Annotated in this window: 17 protein-coding genes and 1 other RNA gene; 10 read left to right on the forward strand and 8 right to left on the reverse strand. The window is 39.3% G+C overall.

Annotation, left to right across the window (positions count from 1 at the left end; translation table 11 throughout):
* The first annotated feature begins 24 nt into the window (after positions 1–24).
* From AA0X71_RS03495 to secG, 6 genes are all read left to right on the forward strand, one after another.
* Positions 25–2,628, forward strand: coding sequence for a molybdopterin-dependent oxidoreductase (locus AA0X71_RS03495; protein WP_413359278.1), 2,604 nt, complete (start codon positions 25–27; stop codon positions 2,626–2,628).
* 13 nt (positions 2,629–2,641) lie between these two features.
* Positions 2,642–3,199 carry a DMSO/selenate family reductase complex B subunit gene (locus AA0X71_RS03500; protein ID WP_413359280.1) on the forward strand — a complete coding sequence of 186 codons (558 nt, stop codon included), beginning with the start codon at positions 2,642–2,644 and terminating at the stop codon, positions 3,197–3,199.
* Positions 3,200–3,213: 14 nt separating this feature from the next.
* A complete protein-coding gene (locus AA0X71_RS03505) occupies positions 3,214–4,074 on the forward strand; it encodes a dimethyl sulfoxide reductase anchor subunit family protein (protein ID WP_413359283.1) in 861 nt (286 codons plus the stop codon).
* Between the two features lie 107 nt (positions 4,075–4,181).
* Positions 4,182–4,391 carry a twin-arginine translocase TatA/TatE family subunit gene (locus AA0X71_RS03510; protein ID WP_413359285.1) on the forward strand — a complete coding sequence of 70 codons (210 nt, stop codon included), beginning with the start codon at positions 4,182–4,184 and terminating at the stop codon, positions 4,389–4,391.
* A 39-nt stretch (positions 4,392–4,430) separates the two neighbouring features.
* Positions 4,431–5,714, forward strand: a complete 1,284-nt coding sequence (locus AA0X71_RS03515; RefSeq protein WP_413359289.1) for a radical SAM protein — start codon at positions 4,431–4,433, stop codon at positions 5,712–5,714.
* A gap of 81 nt (positions 5,715–5,795) precedes the next feature.
* Positions 5,796–6,029, forward strand: a complete 234-nt coding sequence (gene secG, locus AA0X71_RS03520; protein WP_019153664.1) for a preprotein translocase subunit SecG — start codon at positions 5,796–5,798, stop codon at positions 6,027–6,029.
* Between the two features lie 48 nt (positions 6,030–6,077).
* Here secG and AA0X71_RS03525 read toward each other — a convergent pair whose 3' ends face one another.
* From AA0X71_RS03525 to sigY, 6 genes are read right to left on the reverse strand one after another with little or no spacing between them, the layout of a single operon-like run.
* A complete protein-coding gene (locus tag AA0X71_RS03525) occupies positions 6,078–6,854 on the reverse strand; it encodes an ABC transporter permease (RefSeq protein WP_413359293.1) in 777 nt (258 codons plus the stop codon).
* Entirely contained in the window at positions 6,851–7,732 is an 882-nt protein-coding gene (locus AA0X71_RS03530; protein WP_413359295.1) for an ABC transporter ATP-binding protein, read from the reverse strand. The genes AA0X71_RS03525 and AA0X71_RS03530 overlap by 4 nt, the downstream gene beginning before the upstream one ends.
* A gap of 16 nt (positions 7,733–7,748) precedes the next feature.
* Complete coding sequence (locus AA0X71_RS03535; RefSeq protein ID WP_413359297.1) at positions 7,749–7,940, reverse strand: PLDc N-terminal domain-containing protein; 192 nt, start codon at positions 7,938–7,940, stop codon at positions 7,749–7,751.
* 2 nt (positions 7,941–7,942) lie between these two features.
* Positions 7,943–8,149 (reverse strand): transcriptional regulator, encoded by a 207-nt coding sequence (locus AA0X71_RS03540; protein WP_413359299.1) that lies wholly within the window; start codon positions 8,147–8,149, stop codon positions 7,943–7,945.
* A complete protein-coding gene (locus AA0X71_RS03545) occupies positions 8,146–8,460 on the reverse strand; it encodes a YxlC family protein (protein WP_413359301.1) in 315 nt (104 codons plus the stop codon). The genes AA0X71_RS03540 and AA0X71_RS03545 overlap by 4 nt, the downstream gene beginning before the upstream one ends.
* Entirely contained in the window at positions 8,457–8,978 is a 522-nt protein-coding gene (gene sigY, locus AA0X71_RS03550; RefSeq protein ID WP_413359303.1) for an RNA polymerase sigma factor SigY, read from the reverse strand. The genes AA0X71_RS03545 and sigY overlap by 4 nt, the downstream gene beginning before the upstream one ends.
* A gap of 194 nt (positions 8,979–9,172) precedes the next feature.
* Between sigY and AA0X71_RS03555 the strand changes: the two genes are divergently transcribed.
* The 4 genes from AA0X71_RS03555 to ssrA all read left to right on the forward strand — a co-directional run bounded on the left by AA0X71_RS03555 (position 9,173) and on the right by ssrA (position 13,680).
* Positions 9,173–9,919 (forward strand): alpha/beta hydrolase, encoded by a 747-nt coding sequence (locus AA0X71_RS03555; RefSeq protein WP_413359305.1) that lies wholly within the window; start codon positions 9,173–9,175, stop codon positions 9,917–9,919.
* Positions 9,920–9,940: 21 nt separating this feature from the next.
* Positions 9,941–12,265, forward strand: coding sequence for a ribonuclease R (gene rnr, locus AA0X71_RS03560; protein WP_413359307.1), 2,325 nt, complete (start codon positions 9,941–9,943; stop codon positions 12,263–12,265).
* 414 nt (positions 12,266–12,679) lie between these two features.
* Positions 12,680–13,147 (forward strand): SsrA-binding protein SmpB, encoded by a 468-nt coding sequence (gene smpB, locus AA0X71_RS03565; RefSeq protein ID WP_413359310.1) that lies wholly within the window; start codon positions 12,680–12,682, stop codon positions 13,145–13,147.
* 173 nt (positions 13,148–13,320) lie between these two features.
* Positions 13,321–13,680: a transfer-messenger RNA gene (ssrA, locus tag AA0X71_RS03570) on the forward strand.
* A gap of 111 nt (positions 13,681–13,791) precedes the next feature.
* Here ssrA and AA0X71_RS03575 read toward each other — a convergent pair.
* The gene (locus tag AA0X71_RS03575; protein WP_413359312.1) at positions 13,792–14,229 is read right to left on the reverse strand and encodes a hypothetical protein; all 438 of its coding nucleotides are present in this window, start codon (positions 14,227–14,229) and stop codon (positions 13,792–13,794) included.
* A 142-nt stretch (positions 14,230–14,371) separates the two neighbouring features.
* Positions 14,372–15,373, reverse strand: a complete 1,002-nt coding sequence (locus AA0X71_RS03580) for a transposase (RefSeq protein WP_413359315.1) — start codon at positions 15,371–15,373, stop codon at positions 14,372–14,374.
* Between the last annotated feature and the right edge of the window lie 217 nt (positions 15,374–15,590).

A 15,590-nucleotide genomic window follows, 5' to 3' on the forward strand; every position in this document is an offset into this window, starting at 1 on the left:
TTCTATCATTATGGAGGTGACAAAATGTCAAACTTAATTAAGAAAGCGATGGATTATTCCATGAGTCGCAGATCCTTTTTAGGATGGTCAGCTGCATTAACAACAGCAGCGGTTGTCCCAGCATACGGATTAAAAAAGATTGACGAAGCCCGTGCAGCTGAACAGGCAGCAGAGGAGGGTGAATGGATCACAGCGGCATGTTGGCATAACTGTGGTGGTCGATGCCTAAATAAGGCATTAGTGGTCGGTGGAGTCGTAGTAAAGCAAAAGACCGATGACACACACCCAGATAGCCCAGATTTTCCGCAGCAGAGAGGATGTGCTAGAGGTCGCTCACAAAGGCACCAAGTGTTTGGTGCAGATAGAATAAAATATCCGATGAAACGTAAAAATTGGGAGCCTGGTGGAGGCAAAAAAGAATTGCGTGGAAAAGATGAATGGGTACGCATTTCGTGGGATGAAGCATTAGATTTAGTTAGTGAAGAATTAGAACGAGTGAAAACAAAATTTGGAAATGAGTCAATATTGGGTACTAGTCGGGTTATCAATGCATATGGTGGAGGGATAGTTCGATGGGGTTCCTCTTCATCGGGAGCATGGGGAATTCCCCAAGAACATATGACAGGATTTCTTTCATGGTCGGCTAATGACAGAATGGATTGGAGAAATGCCAAATTAATCGTTATGTGGGGTTCGAATCCAGCATGGAGCTCTGCTGGAAATCCTAATTATAATCTAATGCAAGCGAAAAAAGCTGGTGCCAAGTTTATTTTCGTAGACCCTCACGTAAGTCCATCGATGAAAACATTGGGGGATCAGTATATTCCTTGTAGACCGGGTACAGATACAGCCTTATTGATAGGGATGGCCTATTATATGATTGAAAATAATTTACAGGATCAAGACTTTCTTGATAGATGTACAGTTGGTTTTGATAAGGATCATATGCCAGACGGAGCAGATCCAAAGGATAGCTTTAAAGACTACGTATTAGGAACATATGATGGTATTCCCAAAACACCTGAATGGGCCTCCGAAATTTGCGGTACTGAGCCTAAACTTATTAAAGAATTTGCAAATGAGATAGCAACTACTAAACCTATGATAATGACCTCCTCTTTTGCACCCGCACGTACGTTCAGAGGACAGCAGTATTGTCAGGCATTTCTTACAGTTGGTTGGATGACAGGTAATGTTGGTAAATCTGGTGCTGGAGTTTGGACTAATAATTATGCGTCAAATCAGAGTTATGGTGGGAAAACATTAGTTCGCGGTGGTAGTTCAGGCATGCCTCCATTAGAAAATCCATTATTTCCGGGTGTAACTTACGGAGCTTATGACGGATATAGATTTGCTCAACCATTTAGAACAGATTTCCACGGAGTTGCCTATACCGAGACGTATGACGCTATTTTAAATAATGAACTACACGCAACGGTACGAGGAAAAGTACCATGTGATATTAGGATGATCTGGTTAGTTCGTGATGGCAGCGGCTATAATTATTTAAATCAATCATCTGGGATTGTCAAAGGAATCAAAGCATTTAGAAAAGTAGATGCTGTTATAACCAATGATATTGTTCTTTCAACTATTTCTAAATATGCAGATATTGTTTTACCTGCAACAACTGAGTGGGAAAAAGAAGGATCTATTAAGAGTGGAAACCCTGAAAGTATTATTATTTCTCAAAAAGTAGTAGAACCTCTTTTTGAAGCAAGAACAGAGGAGTGGATGGATAAGGAGATAGCAAAGAGACTTGGTATAAATCCTGATGAGCTATTTCCAATTAGTGCAAAACAACAGTTTTTTAATAGTCTTTCCGGTGCAGAGGTTATTAAGGAAAATGGTGAAGATTATGATAAGTTGATAACAATTACGGCGAAGGACATTCAAGAATGGGGAGTTGAAGGAACGCCACAACAAGGAAAAATTTCATTAGAGGAATTACTTGCGAAGGGCTCTTACCAAGTTCCGAGATCACAAGATGATAAATTCTCTGTAATACAGGGAGAAGCATTTGTTAAAGATCCAGAAGCGAATCCACTAAATACTAAGAGTGGAAAGCTAGAAATTCATTGTCAGTCCTTAACTGATACGATAGCTGCTTTTGGATTTACGACTATTCCGCCAATCGCTAAGTACGAACCTCCGGTAGAAGGGATCGAAGATACTTATGAAGATTGGGAGAAGAAGGTAAAAGGAAAATACCCTTTCCAGCTTTATACCATTCACTATGCTAGAAGATCTCACTCTGTATTTGATAACATACCTCAACTAAGGGAAGCATTCCCTCAAGAATTTGTAATGAATACAAGGGATGCCAAGGAACATGGTCTTAAAGAGGGAGATACAGTATTAATTGAGAGCAGACATGGAAAGGTTATTAGACCTTTGTATGTTACTGAAACAATGATGCCGGGTGTTGTTACTCTTGGTGAAGGTGCATGGGTAGAAATGGATGATGATACAGGTATTGATAAAGCTGGTGCTACCAATGTTTTGTGTGGAGCACATTTGAGTGGACAAGGGGAGGAACCATGGAACACATGTAATGTCCGCGTGGAAAAATACGATGGAGAACCTTTACTTCCGGATGCAGAATGGAAGCAGAGAGTCATATTTTAGGAGGTGACAAGAAATGGGGCAAAAAGGATTTTATTATGATTCAACATCCTGTACAGGATGTAAAACTTGTCAAATTGCATGTAAAGATTTACATGATTTAAAAGTCGGCGAGAATTTGAGAAAAGTATATTCTTTCGAAGGAGGTACTTTTCCAGAAGTATGGGGATATTATCTTTCTCTGGGGTGTAATCATTGTGCTGAACCAAAATGTGCTGAGAACTGTCCTACGGGAGCAATATACAAACGTGCTGAAGATGGATTAGTCGTTCAAGATCGAGAAAAATGTATTGGTTGTAAAATGTGCTTGTGGTCTTGCCCCTATGAAAGACCGCAATATCTTGAAGAAGAAGGAAAAGCTGGTAAATGTGATGGATGTGCTAGTCTTGTTGATCAAGGTTTAAATCCTGTATGTGTGGATTCATGTCCAATGAGAGCTATAGAATTTGGTGAAATTGAAGAACTACGTGCCAAATATGGAGATCATACTGATTTAAAAGTATTAGAACATTCAACATTTACTAAGCCTTCTATTACGATAAATGCTATACATCAAGCGAAAATTAGTGGTTAAAAGGAGGTTTCACCATGTTTAGCGAAGAATGGCCGTTATTAATGTTTACGTTGCTCACGCAATTAGCTGTTGGTTCTTATATATTCTTGGTTGTCATCCGTTCCTTAAATAAATTGGATAAGGAAGCAAGTATGGGAGTGACGAAAATCGGAATGCTTTTTGTCGGACCAGTGATGGGTGTTGCGATCATTTTATCCATCTTTCACTTAGGGACACCATTAGGGGCCTATAGAGCTTTATTAAATCTAGGCAGTTCATGGTTAAGTCGCGAAATCTTATTTGCGGGTCTATTTTTCGGCTTATGGCTTGTCGGTTATATTCTGGAAAGAATGGGAAAATGGAGTCAAGTGCTGGGTTGGATTAACTCTATTGTCGGAATTGGAACGGTTTTTTCAATGGCGAGTATATATGGAGCGTCTATCTTACCAGCTTGGACGAATGTTAATACGTATCTATCCTTTTTTGGGACAACGATCGTGTTTGGAGCAATTGGAACAGCTTTCACAATATTGATAAGTAAAGAAGAAACTACGCCGCAATTAAATTCTATCTTAAAGTTTACGAGTTTAATCGGATTATTGGCAATTGCTTTCCAGCTAATTTATTTACCAGTTTATACTTCCGGTCTATCTGTTAGTGGATCAGCTGGTTATGAATCTGCACAACTTGTAGCAGGAAGTTATTTATACCCTACTATCATTCGCTGGGTTTTAACGATTGCGGGAGTTTCTATTTTGATGTTCAGTTTATTCCAAAAGACACAAAGAACAGCAATTTATCGATTATCCTATGTCGCTTTTGGACTTGTGATTGTAGGGGAGTTTCTAGGAAGATATATTTTCTATGCAACAGGAGTGCCGATTATCGTCGGCTAATCTGAAGTGGATATGATTGAGTGTAAGTAGGTAATTGTGCAACTATGTAACAACTTACTTGCACTCTCTTTTTTCAACGTCATATTACCAAAGAAAGAGGGATTAAAATGTTTTCTAATATTGGCATTCCAGGGCTAATTTTAATTTTAGTGCTGGCTTTAATCATATTCGGTCCGAAAAAACTTCCTGAAATCGGGAGGGCTTTTGGGCAAACCTTGAAGGAATTTAAGAGTTCTACTAAGGGTCTAGTTGATGATGAAAAAGAGGACACAGTAGAGAAAATTAAAGATATAAGTGAAGATGTTAAAAAAGCGTAGTGCTGTTTCCATAAAAAAGGGTTAGGTGTCTCCATGAATATGACAATTACGAAAGAAACGATTAAGCAAATCCAAAATCCAACCTTTCGTTCATATGCGAATCAATATTTACAAATTGAAGAAGAAACCAATAAAACGATTGAAGGTTTCGGTCTGCTATTTAGTAAAAAAAGAAGCAGATTGACGAAGGAAGATGTACTTCAAAACCATAAGATTGTAGCACGGAATGAAAAAAAGAGTCTGTATTCGAATTGGATTTCTCCAGCATGTAAAGCTTGCAAAACAGGCGAAAAAAGCCATACTTCGTTTATTTCATTAAAATGCCACAAAAAGTGCTATTTTTGCTTTAATCCAAACCAAGAGAATTATTCAACCTTTCGTGTAAAAAATAATGATGTGATTGCAGAATTAGACGAAAGGCTTCAAAAAGGAGAAAAGTTTGATCATATCGCCTTAACGGGAGGAGAACCTTTGCTGCATCCGAAAGAAGCGATCGCATTTTTAAATTTTGTCGAGAAGGAATTACCTACTACATATACTAGAATGTATACCGCAGGGGATCTCTTAACCATTGAGATTTTGACCAATCTAAAGGAAGTCAACTTGAATGAAATTCGTTTTAGTATTAAACAAGAAGAAACAGCTGAGCAAATGGAGAAGTTGTTTGACCTTATGAAATTAGCTAAGGATTATATACCGTTTGTTGTCGTCGAGATGCCGGTGATTCCAGGAACGCTTCAGCAAATGCAGGATATTCTTCATCGTTTAGATGAAATCGGAATTAATGGGATCAATTTATTAGAATTTTGCTATCCGTTACATAATACGGAGGAGTTTATTCGAAGGGGCTTTGCACTCAATTTTCCCCCATATGAAACTTATTATAACTACTGGTACGCTGGTGGCTTGGCTGTCGATAAAAGTGAAGAAGAATGTTTACAACTTTTACAATACGCTGCCAAAAATGAATTGAAGTTAGGTGTTCATTATTGTTCTTTAGAAAACAAACATACAGGGCAAGTGTATCTTCAAAATAAAGATTCTACGTTTTCCAAGCTTTATTCATTTTCAAATAAGGACTTCTTTATCAAATCCGCTAAAGTGTTTGGGGAGGACAAGGAGCGTACTTTGAAGCTGTTGAACAAGCATAAAATCAAAAACTATGAGATAGATGAGAATACGGACAGTCTCCAATTTCCCATTTCTGCTATTAAGCATTTAAAAGGTTTGTCTATCGATATTGCGATTTGCTTTTATATGTCCGAGTTTCTTGCGAACGAAGAAGTATTACGTGAAGTAAAGTTAGAGTGGATTAAAAGCTGAAAATGACTTAGTATTGCGATAAGCCGCCGCCTATGATAAAATATGAGATACTGTGAAATGTTCGTTTCAGGAGGTGGACTCATGCATACTCTATTTATTACATTATTGGTAATTGTATCAATTGCTTTAATCGTTGTAGTACTTTTACAATCGGGAAAAAGTGCAGGACTTTCTGGTGCCATCTCTGGTGGTGCGGAGCAGCTTTTTGGAAAGCAAAAAGCACGTGGACTTGATTTAATTCTCCACCGCATTACCATCGTATTAGCTGTATTGTTTTTTGTTTTAACATTTGTAGTCGCTTATTTAGGAGTTTAAGAAATAATCAAAACCTGGCCCCCATTGAAGGAGCCAGGTTTTTTACTTCTAATATTGTTCAAAACGTCGAAAGCGGACAGTTGCTAGTATTAAGCATAGTAGAGATAAAGCGATTGTAGTTATGATGACAGTTAAGCCATGATCGAGTAGTTTCCCGTCGATCAGAATGGCTGAGGCGTGTGCTCTAAGATTAGTTGGACTCCACGCAGTATATTTCGTAAAGAGGTTGCTTACAACCGATAGCCCTCCCAGGACCACGATGCTAACGGCCGCGATTCCACTAGCGGATTTAAGGAGCGTTCCGGCTAGAATCAAGACAGAAATAATAAATAGGATCCACAGACTATAGATGAGAAAACTGGAGATGACGAGCTCCCATCCGATGGGGTCAAATAGCAAGTTCGTGTAATAAAAAGTCAGCCCATAGCTTAACAAAAACGCGATGAGAGCAATGAGTATTTGGCCTGTCCATTTGCTCGCAATATATTGAATGGCTGAGACCGGACGAACCATCACGAGTGTTAACGCTCCATTTTGTCGTTCGTTGGCGATCACGCCCATTGCTGCAAGAACAAATAGTAATGTTCCGACAGTTCCAAATTGACTTAGAGTAGCAGCTAACACCTCTGAACCTGAGGGGACAGGAATCTCGATCACTGTTCCCTCAGGGAGATTGCCTGCACTTTCGAGAATTTGTGGCATATAATAAGTCGTAATCGGCTGAGAGATGCCAATAATCATAAATGCAATAGGGAGCCAAATCCATTTCCCATTTCGGAAACTTTCGGTAAGTTCTTTTTGAAGTAACGTTACATAATTTTTCATTGGCTCATCACCTTCATATAAGCATCCTCTAGCGAATCTTGCAAACGTTCAAAATGTACGAGTGTGCAATTTTTTTCCATTAGCCTTTTTAAAAATAGATTGTTATCAAAAGTTGAATCGACGAATAGCGTAGCCGTATTTGCGTCCTTGTATTGGACATTTGCTAGGTCGTCAAATACATTTTCTAAACTCTCTTCTGTACGAATTTGAATGGCTGAGGTTGCATGGCTGCTTTTAAGTGTGTCCAAGCTCCCGTTCCATTTAATCAATCCTTCTTTGAGGATAATGACTGAGTCACAAACTTGCTCAGCATCATGCAGCACATGGGTTGAAAAAAGAATCGTCATTTTGTCTTTTAATAGCCTTAAAATTTCGAGCACATCACGTCTACCATTGGGATCAAGAGCAGATACAGGTTCGTCTAAAATGAGCAGATCAGGATCATGTAATAAAGCTTGAGCAAGGCCCAGTCTTTGCTTCATCCCACCTGAGAATCCGCCAATTCTTTTGTTTCGCGCATCTGTTAGACTGACAAACTCTAGCGTTTCAGTGATTTTTTCTTCCAACTTAGCTTTAGAGAGATGCGACAGTTTTCCCGCAAACTGCAAAAATTCCTTTGCTGTCATCCATGAAAAAAAGGTAGGGTGTTGGGGTAGAAATCCAATTCGATGTCTGAAATCTTTTTGTGTACCGGAAAACTGAATGGTGCCTGATGTAGGTGATAACAACCCTGCAAGCATCTGCAAGGTGGTTGTTTTTCCTGCTCCATTTGGACCTAGTAGAGCAGTACATTTTCCTTTTTCAATTTGAAAAGAGATTCCTTTTACTGCCTGTTCTTCTTTATATGTTTTAGTTAAGTTATGAATGTTGACTAGCATATTTTTAGCTCCTATTCTAATCTTTTTTCGGTCCTATGATGAAATAGATAATCGGTCCAAAGATGCTAATGCAGATAATAATGATAAACCACATCCATTTCGGTCCATTCGTTTCCTCTTGCTTAAGGCAGTTAACTAAAGCTGAGATGGCGAGGATGGCTTGTAATATGATTAATGGCATTACAATTGCCCAATTGATGTCTGGCATTTTCATTCACTCCTTTTTTGTTTTCTTTTATAAGGAAGGATGACGAATAAGAGGTAGAACAAGGTCGGCATAGGCAATTGGATAAGACCCCAAATCCCCCAAAACCAAGCGTATGTACCTCTCTTTTTGGCATCGATAAAAAGTAGAATGCTTTGTAGTAATAAAAATGGTAGAAGTAGTAAAACAATGAGTAATTTTTGCTCGGTCATGATAAAATTCTTCCTTCCGAATGGCGTTTTCTTAAAAAGAAGAAAAGAACTGGAGCACCAACAAGCGCAGCGATTTGTATTACGACAAAAATCATAGGCGCTTTAAATACGACCACTGTAAAGGCAGTTAAAATAAATAGAGCTGTCAAAACAAATACAATTAGTTCTTTGCGAAACTCTCTCTTTTTTTCCATTTGAGCGACGATAAGCTGTTCTTTGAGAGTGTGAACTGATGGGGTCGAGTATCCGCTTAATTCATCAAGCTGTTCCAGGTCTTTTTTCAGCTGTTTGAAAAGTTCTTTTTCATTCATGAATCCCACTCCTTTCTTAATCGTTGAATTCCAGTGTGGACTCTTGATTTGACGGTCCCCGTTCGAATCCCAAGCATTTTTCCGATTTCTTCATAGGTGTAACCGTAGTAATGACGAAGCAAAATAGGCGTTCTTACATCTGCATCAAGCTGAGTAAAGTCTGTAAAAGTGTCACTCCACTCAATCCCTTTAAATTTGGCGTTCCAGCTTAGCTGACGGGAGAGTAGGTTAATCTTTTTCTGCTCTCGTTTTTGTTTTCGGATAGAATCGATGTATAGTCTAGAAGCTATCGAAATCATCCATGTTGAAAACTTGGCTTCTCCTTTAAAGGAAGATAGGTTGGTATAGCATTTAATCATCGTTTCTTGGGCTAGCTCTTTGCTCGTTTCTTCATGTAAGGTAAGCTTTAATAAGTATTTAAATAAAAAGGAATAATGCCGATGAAAAAGAAGGGCAAATGCCTCGTCATGTCCTAGTTTTGCTTTATGAATTAAGGATAGATCATCATCTTGCTCCATCTAGAGGCCCCCTTTCTTTCTTCACAACTATAAGACGATGGATTCTTTTCTAGCGTTCTTTTTTTTATAAATTTATTTTATCATGCCATGAAAACGAATGAATCGCCATGAAGCTGAGTCCTTTCAGTGGATTGAACCGATCACTATTGTTTAAACTAAGATAGGAATGTTTTTCGATAAAGGAGTCTATACATATGAAAATTTCACAACCAAAGCCCTTTCTTTTTGAAAGAGGAAAAAGAGCGGTCTTATTTTTACACGGTTTTACAGGGAATAGTGCGGATTGCCGCATGATGGCTCGTTTCCTTGAGGGAAAAGGCTATACTTGCTATGGTCCACAATATAAGGGGCACGGTGTCCCACCAGAAGAGCTCGTTCATACAGGACCAGAAGATTGGTGGCAAGACGTGATGGATGGCTATCATTTTTTGAAAAATAAAGGCTATAAAGAAATTGCGGTTGTCGGACTTTCACTAGGCGGCGTATTTTCTTTGAAATTGGGTTACACTGAGCATATTAAGGGGATTGTCCCGATGTGTGCGCCGATGTTTCTCAAAAGTGAAGAAGTGATGTACAAAGGAGTGCTTGCCTACGCTCGTGAATATAAAGAGCGAGAAGGGAAGACTCCAGAACAAATTGAACAAGAAATGGCAGAGTTTCAAAAGACACCAATGAACACATTACGGGCGTTACAGGATTTAATTACAGAGGTCCGAAATAATATTGATATGATTTATGCCCCGACCTTTGTTGTGCAGGCGCGCCATGACAGAATGATTAACACGGAAAGCGCCAATATCATCTATAATGAAATTGAATCACCAGAAAAAGAAATCAAATGGTATGAAGAATCTGGTCATGTCATTACCTTTGATAAAGAGAAAGATCAGCTTCACGAGGATGTGTACAGGTTTCTAGAGTCATTAGATTGGGAAGAATAAAGATAAGAGGAGGGATAAATAATGGATGATAATATAAAGCAGCATATAGACAAGCTTCTCCATTATATGGAGGATGAGGCTTATAAACCTCTGACCGTTCAGGAATTGGAAGCGGCTTTTGGAATTGCCGATTCTACTGAATTTAAAGAGTTTGTCAAAGCCCTTGTGATTATGGAAGAAAAGGGTTTAGTGGTTCGCACTCGTAGCAATCGGTATGGTCTTCCTGGAAAAATGAATTTGATTCGCGGTAAGCTAACAGGTCACGCCAAAGGATTTGCTTTTGTTATTCCAGATGAACCGGGACTAGATGATATTTTTATACCACCGAATGAAACGAATAACGCCGTTCATGGTGATACCGTGCTGGCTAGAGTAGCGACAGAAAGCTCTGGTCAACGTCGTGAAGGTACCATCGTCCGTATTATTGAGCGAGGAATTAAACAAATTGTTGGTACATACACCGAAAGTAAACATTTTGGTTTTGTCATTCCCGATGATCAAAAATTTGCGAGTGATGTCTTTATCCCGAAAGCTGCTTCAAAAGGGGCAGTTGAAGGGCATAAAGTCGTCGTCAAAATAACGACATATCCAGAAGGTAGAAAAAGTGCAGAAGGAGAAGTTATCGAAATTCTTGGTCATAAAAATGATCCAGGTGTCGATATTTTATCCGTTATTCATAAGCACGGACTTCCTGGACCATTTCCAGACGATGTGATCGAGCAAGCAAATGAAACACCGGATACCATCTCTGAAGATGAAATTAAAAATCGCCGTGATCTAAGAGACGAAATAATCGTCACGATTGACGGTGCAGATGCAAAGGACTTGGATGACGCTGTTACCGTTACGAAACTAGATAACGGAAACTATAAGCTTGGAGTCCATATTGCCGATGTTAGCTATTATGTGGAAGAAGGTTCGGCGATAGATCGGGAGGCATCGGATCGTGGTACGAGTGTCTACTTAGTAGACCGGGTGATTCCAATGATTCCTCACCGACTCTCAAACGGGATTTGCTCCCTTAATCCGAAGGTCGATCGATTGACGTTATCTTGTGAGATGGAGATTACTTCTGATGGGCAAGTCGTCAACCATGAGATTTTCCAAAGTGTGATTAAGACAACGGAGCGGATGACCTATAGTGCCGTCAATAAGATTTTAACTGAAAAAGATGAGGAGCTTATCGAACGTTATAAGCCGTTAGTGCCGATGTTTGAGCTCATGGAAGAGTTGGCTCAAATTTTACGCGAGAAAAGGATGCATCGTGGAGCTATTGATTTCGATTTTAAAGAAGCGAAAGTGCTTGTTGATGAAGATGGGAAGCCAACGGATGTCGTCTTGCGCGGACGTTCTGTTGCAGAACGTCTTATTGAAGAGTTCATGCTTTGTGCAAACGAAACGGTGGCAGAGCATTTCCATTGGTTGGATGTTCCGTTTATTTATCGAATCCACGAGGATCCGAAAGAAGACAAGTTACGAAGATTCTTTGAGTTTATAACGAATTTCGGTTACATCGTGAAAGGGACAGCCAATGAAGTTCACCCTCGTGCTTTACAGGAAATCATTGAAGAGGTACAAGGGAAGCCGGAGGAAATGGTTGTTTCAACCGTGATGTTACGCTCGATGCAGAAGGCGAAGTATGACCCAGAGAGTCTTGGTCACTACGGATTGTCGACAGAGTTCTATACTCACTTCACATCACCAATTCGTCGTTATCCAGATACGATTGTGCATCGTTTGATTCGTACCTATTTAATTGAAGGGAAAATGGATCAGGCGACACGGGAAAAGTGGGATGCGCAGCTTCCTGATATTGCTGAGCATACTTCAAAAATGGAACGTCGTGCAGTAGATGCAGAACGGGAAACCGATGAGCTGAAAAAAGCAGAGTACATGGAAGATAAGATCGGCGAAGAATATGATGGGATTATTAGCTCGGTGACCAATTTCGGAATGTTTGTTGAGCTTCCAAATACGATCGAAGGTCTTGTCCATGTTAGCTATATGACGGATGACTATTATCGCTATGATGAGCGTCATTATGCCATGATCGGCGAAAGAACGGGGAATGTATACCGCATCGGTGATGAGATTACCGTTCGTGTCGTCAAGGTTGATAAAGATGAGCGTTCAATCGATTTTGAGATTGTTGGCATGAAGGGCACTCGTCCAAGACGGCCAGAAGAAGGAGCTCGCAAGGTTTTCAAAACGGGAAGCTCTGAGAAAAAGCCGCGCAAAGGTTCTGGCAAACCACCTGAAAAAGATGGAAAGAAGCCAAATGGTCAAAGAAAGAAGAAAAAGCATTACGAAAATGCTCCAAAGGCCAAGCGGAAGAAGAAAAAATAAGTGTTGGGAGCCAATGGATTGGCTCCTTTTACGGTTGGTTCGGTGGATATAGGCGATTTTTTGATTTTATCGGCGGAAAAAAGGGGTAATTTCTCTCAATTTTATACAATTTACACGATATATCGGCAGCTTCGGCAATAAAACAAGGACTATAAAGGTGAGCCTATAAGTGGATATCGGTCTAAAATGAAATATATCGGTCTAAATTTGATTTTATCGGTCTAAATCAAAATATATCGGTCTAAATTCTGTTATATCGGTCAAAACGACCCATATATCGGTCAAAGCACAAAAATGAGAAGGTCCATCAAATCAAAATGGTATATACCGGAGAAAACCCATTTTTCAGCATCGCATTTGAGACTGCGCCTCTTTTTTGTTAAAATAAAGAGCAGTATGTTAGGGGGAAATCATATGCCTAAAGGCGCTGGTAAGGTTATAGCCCAAAATAAAAAAGCGTATCACGATTATTTTATCGAAGAGACGTTTGAAGCAGGAATTGTTTTACAAGGGACAGAGATTAAGGCGATTCGTGGCGGAAGAGTGAATTTAAAGGATTCTTACGCTCAAATTATGAACGGTGAAATGTTTTTAGTGGGAATGCATATCAGCCCGTACGAGCAAGGAAATCGTTACAATCATGATCCACTTCGTACGAGAAAACTTCTTCTTCATAAAAAAGAAATTAGCAAGCTGATCGGAGAGACGAAGCAAGATGGTTATTCGATTGTTCCTGTTAAGCTTTATTTGAAAAATGGTTATGCGAAAGTATTGATTGGTCTTGCGAAGGGTAAGAAAAAGTTCGATAAACGTGAGGACTTAAAGAAGAAGGAAGCAAAGCGTGATATCGAGCGTGCTTTCCGAGAAAGACAGAAGTTGTAAGGGTAGACTAAACATTTTTTACAGAACCTTACAATTGATTTAGAGTATGTTTGTGATATAATAATAAATGTCACCAAGAGTGACGCAAACTGATAGCTCATCTATTTCGAGCATTCCGTTTCATTCCATAAGTCTTGTTTGTGTGAAATACCATGAACAGACGTTAATAACATGGGGACGCTACGGATTCGACAGGGGTAGTTCGAGCTTAGGTTGCGAGTCGCAGGCGACGGCTGCGTACTAACGTCAACGCCTATAACTGGCAAACAACAAAACAACTTCGCTTTTGCTGCTTAATTAGCGCATAGCGGTTCGCCCCTCCATCGCCCATGTGGTAGGGTAGCGGACTCAACTTTAGTGGGCTACACCGGATCTCACCGTCTGAGGGAGAAGGAAGAGCATAACCAGACTAGCTGACCGGGCGCCTGTCGATAGGCAGATGGCTCAGCGAAACACGAATATGTCGACTACACTCGTAGAAGCTTAAGTGCCGATATCTTTGGACGTGGGTTCGACTCCCACCGTCTCCACCAAATACATATTTGGTGGTTTTTTATTTTTGTGTGTGACGTAAAGCATAAAATTTCCGTTTGGAAACTTTATGCTTTATTTTTTTTCTTGCGCGGCACAACTAACACAATTGGTTAGTTGTGCCGTTTCCATTTGCTTTCAATAATGTTTAAATATGCATCTGGGTCCTGTTTAAACCGTCTCTGTTTTGTGTGTTCATATATTCGCCTATTCCATTTTTTTGATTCTTTTTTGTAAGCAGAATAGGTGGCATTCTGAATCTTTTGCAGTCCATCCTGCTCATTTTTAACATTTTCGACGAATACGATATTTTCTCCATGACGAACAATGTATCGATTCCAGGTTCGACTTCCTGTAATCCTACGATGCCTTACTTTTGTTCTTCTAAAGAAAAGTTCTAGGTCATTATTTGTCCTTGGTAGGAGGGGAAAATCATAAAAGGTGAAGAGGCCTTTCCAAAATCCTTTACTATATCTCATCAGATTGTCCACAAAGGTTAAATCATCTTCACGGTTTAGTTCTTTTTCTATTTGGATCAAATATCTTCTCAATCTAGATTCAACCCAGGAACTTGATTTATTTTCTAAAGGTTCCATGATTGTGGCAATCCGTTTAAAACGTCGGTCCCATCGTTTTATGAGCTGATAATCCTTTTTATAGTTATCAACATTACTGACTATTCTGAACAACTTTTTAAGAAGAGGAGTCCCCTTTTTTATCCAGGCATTTTTCAATCGAGTCTTTGATTGATTTTGTTCGCTCAAAAACTCGTGTACCTGGCAATTCAAACGGTGGCTTTCCATCTTCTAAAAGGACGGATCGAATCGCTGCGACATAATCACTCGCGATTTCTTCTTCCAATCCTGATGGTGATTCTTCTATTTTCCTTTCGATTTCTCGGATTCCCCTTAATTTCTTTTTGATGTTTGTCTTTAATTTTCGGTCCTTTTCTACCAATGGTTTCGCGATATCTTTGAAGTAATGGAACTGACAATATTGATAAGGAATGTCAGGAGCTATTTTCTCGATTGCCAAACGGATCGACTGTTGGCCATCGCTAATAAAACCTTTAATTGGGTATCCCCAATCAAGGATTGGTTGAATGATTCCAATCAATTCTTGAGAGGCGCTGCTCTTTAAATTGTGTGCTGCCAAAATGGTGCCACTTAAGACCTCTCGTATGACATACAATGTTTCATTTCCTTTTTCAGGTTGAACACCATCAATGGATAAGACAAGGCCACCGTTTTGTTCAACCACTTCGTTCAGAGTATCTTTCATATTATCTTGAATCGCTGATCTAAGTAGTAACGCATAACGTTCGTACAGTTTTTGAACTTGCCTTTCTGATATTTTCACCTGCTTCTCAGACAGGATAGTGGCGATTTCCGAACGGGTTTTATGTTCCTTGAAACGCAAGTGTCCAATGTGTGCAATGACATCCATCCCATAAGTGATGTGTTTCATACTAAGCTGTTCTGCTTCAGCAGAACGGTAAACAGAATTGTTTTCACAAGCGTTATTTTCACAACGATAACCTAGATTGATAACTTTAAATTCCCCTTTTAGGGTAGAGATGGTTTTTCGCCAAACAGGGTGACAATAAGTTAATTTCGTGTTGCAGTCAGGGCAATTTATAATTTCAGGACTGTAATAGATAGATTCGAGTGGATTCAGCCGATTTTTTGTACGCATAAATAAACACCAACTTATATGATTTATAAGTCTATTATAACTCATTATCGTTGTTGGTGTTATTTATTCCGTATAAGTTTTTTTTAGGAAATTTTATGCTTTATTTCTATAATAAAAGCTCTTTTTCGTTTGTTAATCGTGGTTATTAGCAAACGATTATAACTCATTAATAATGAAATCAATCAACACCATATCATATTCTTCAGTATATCCTTTC

It is taken from the genome of Robertmurraya phoenicis (genome assembly GCF_047302285.1).
GTDB lineage: Bacteria > Bacillota > Bacilli > Bacillales > Cytobacillaceae > Robertmurraya.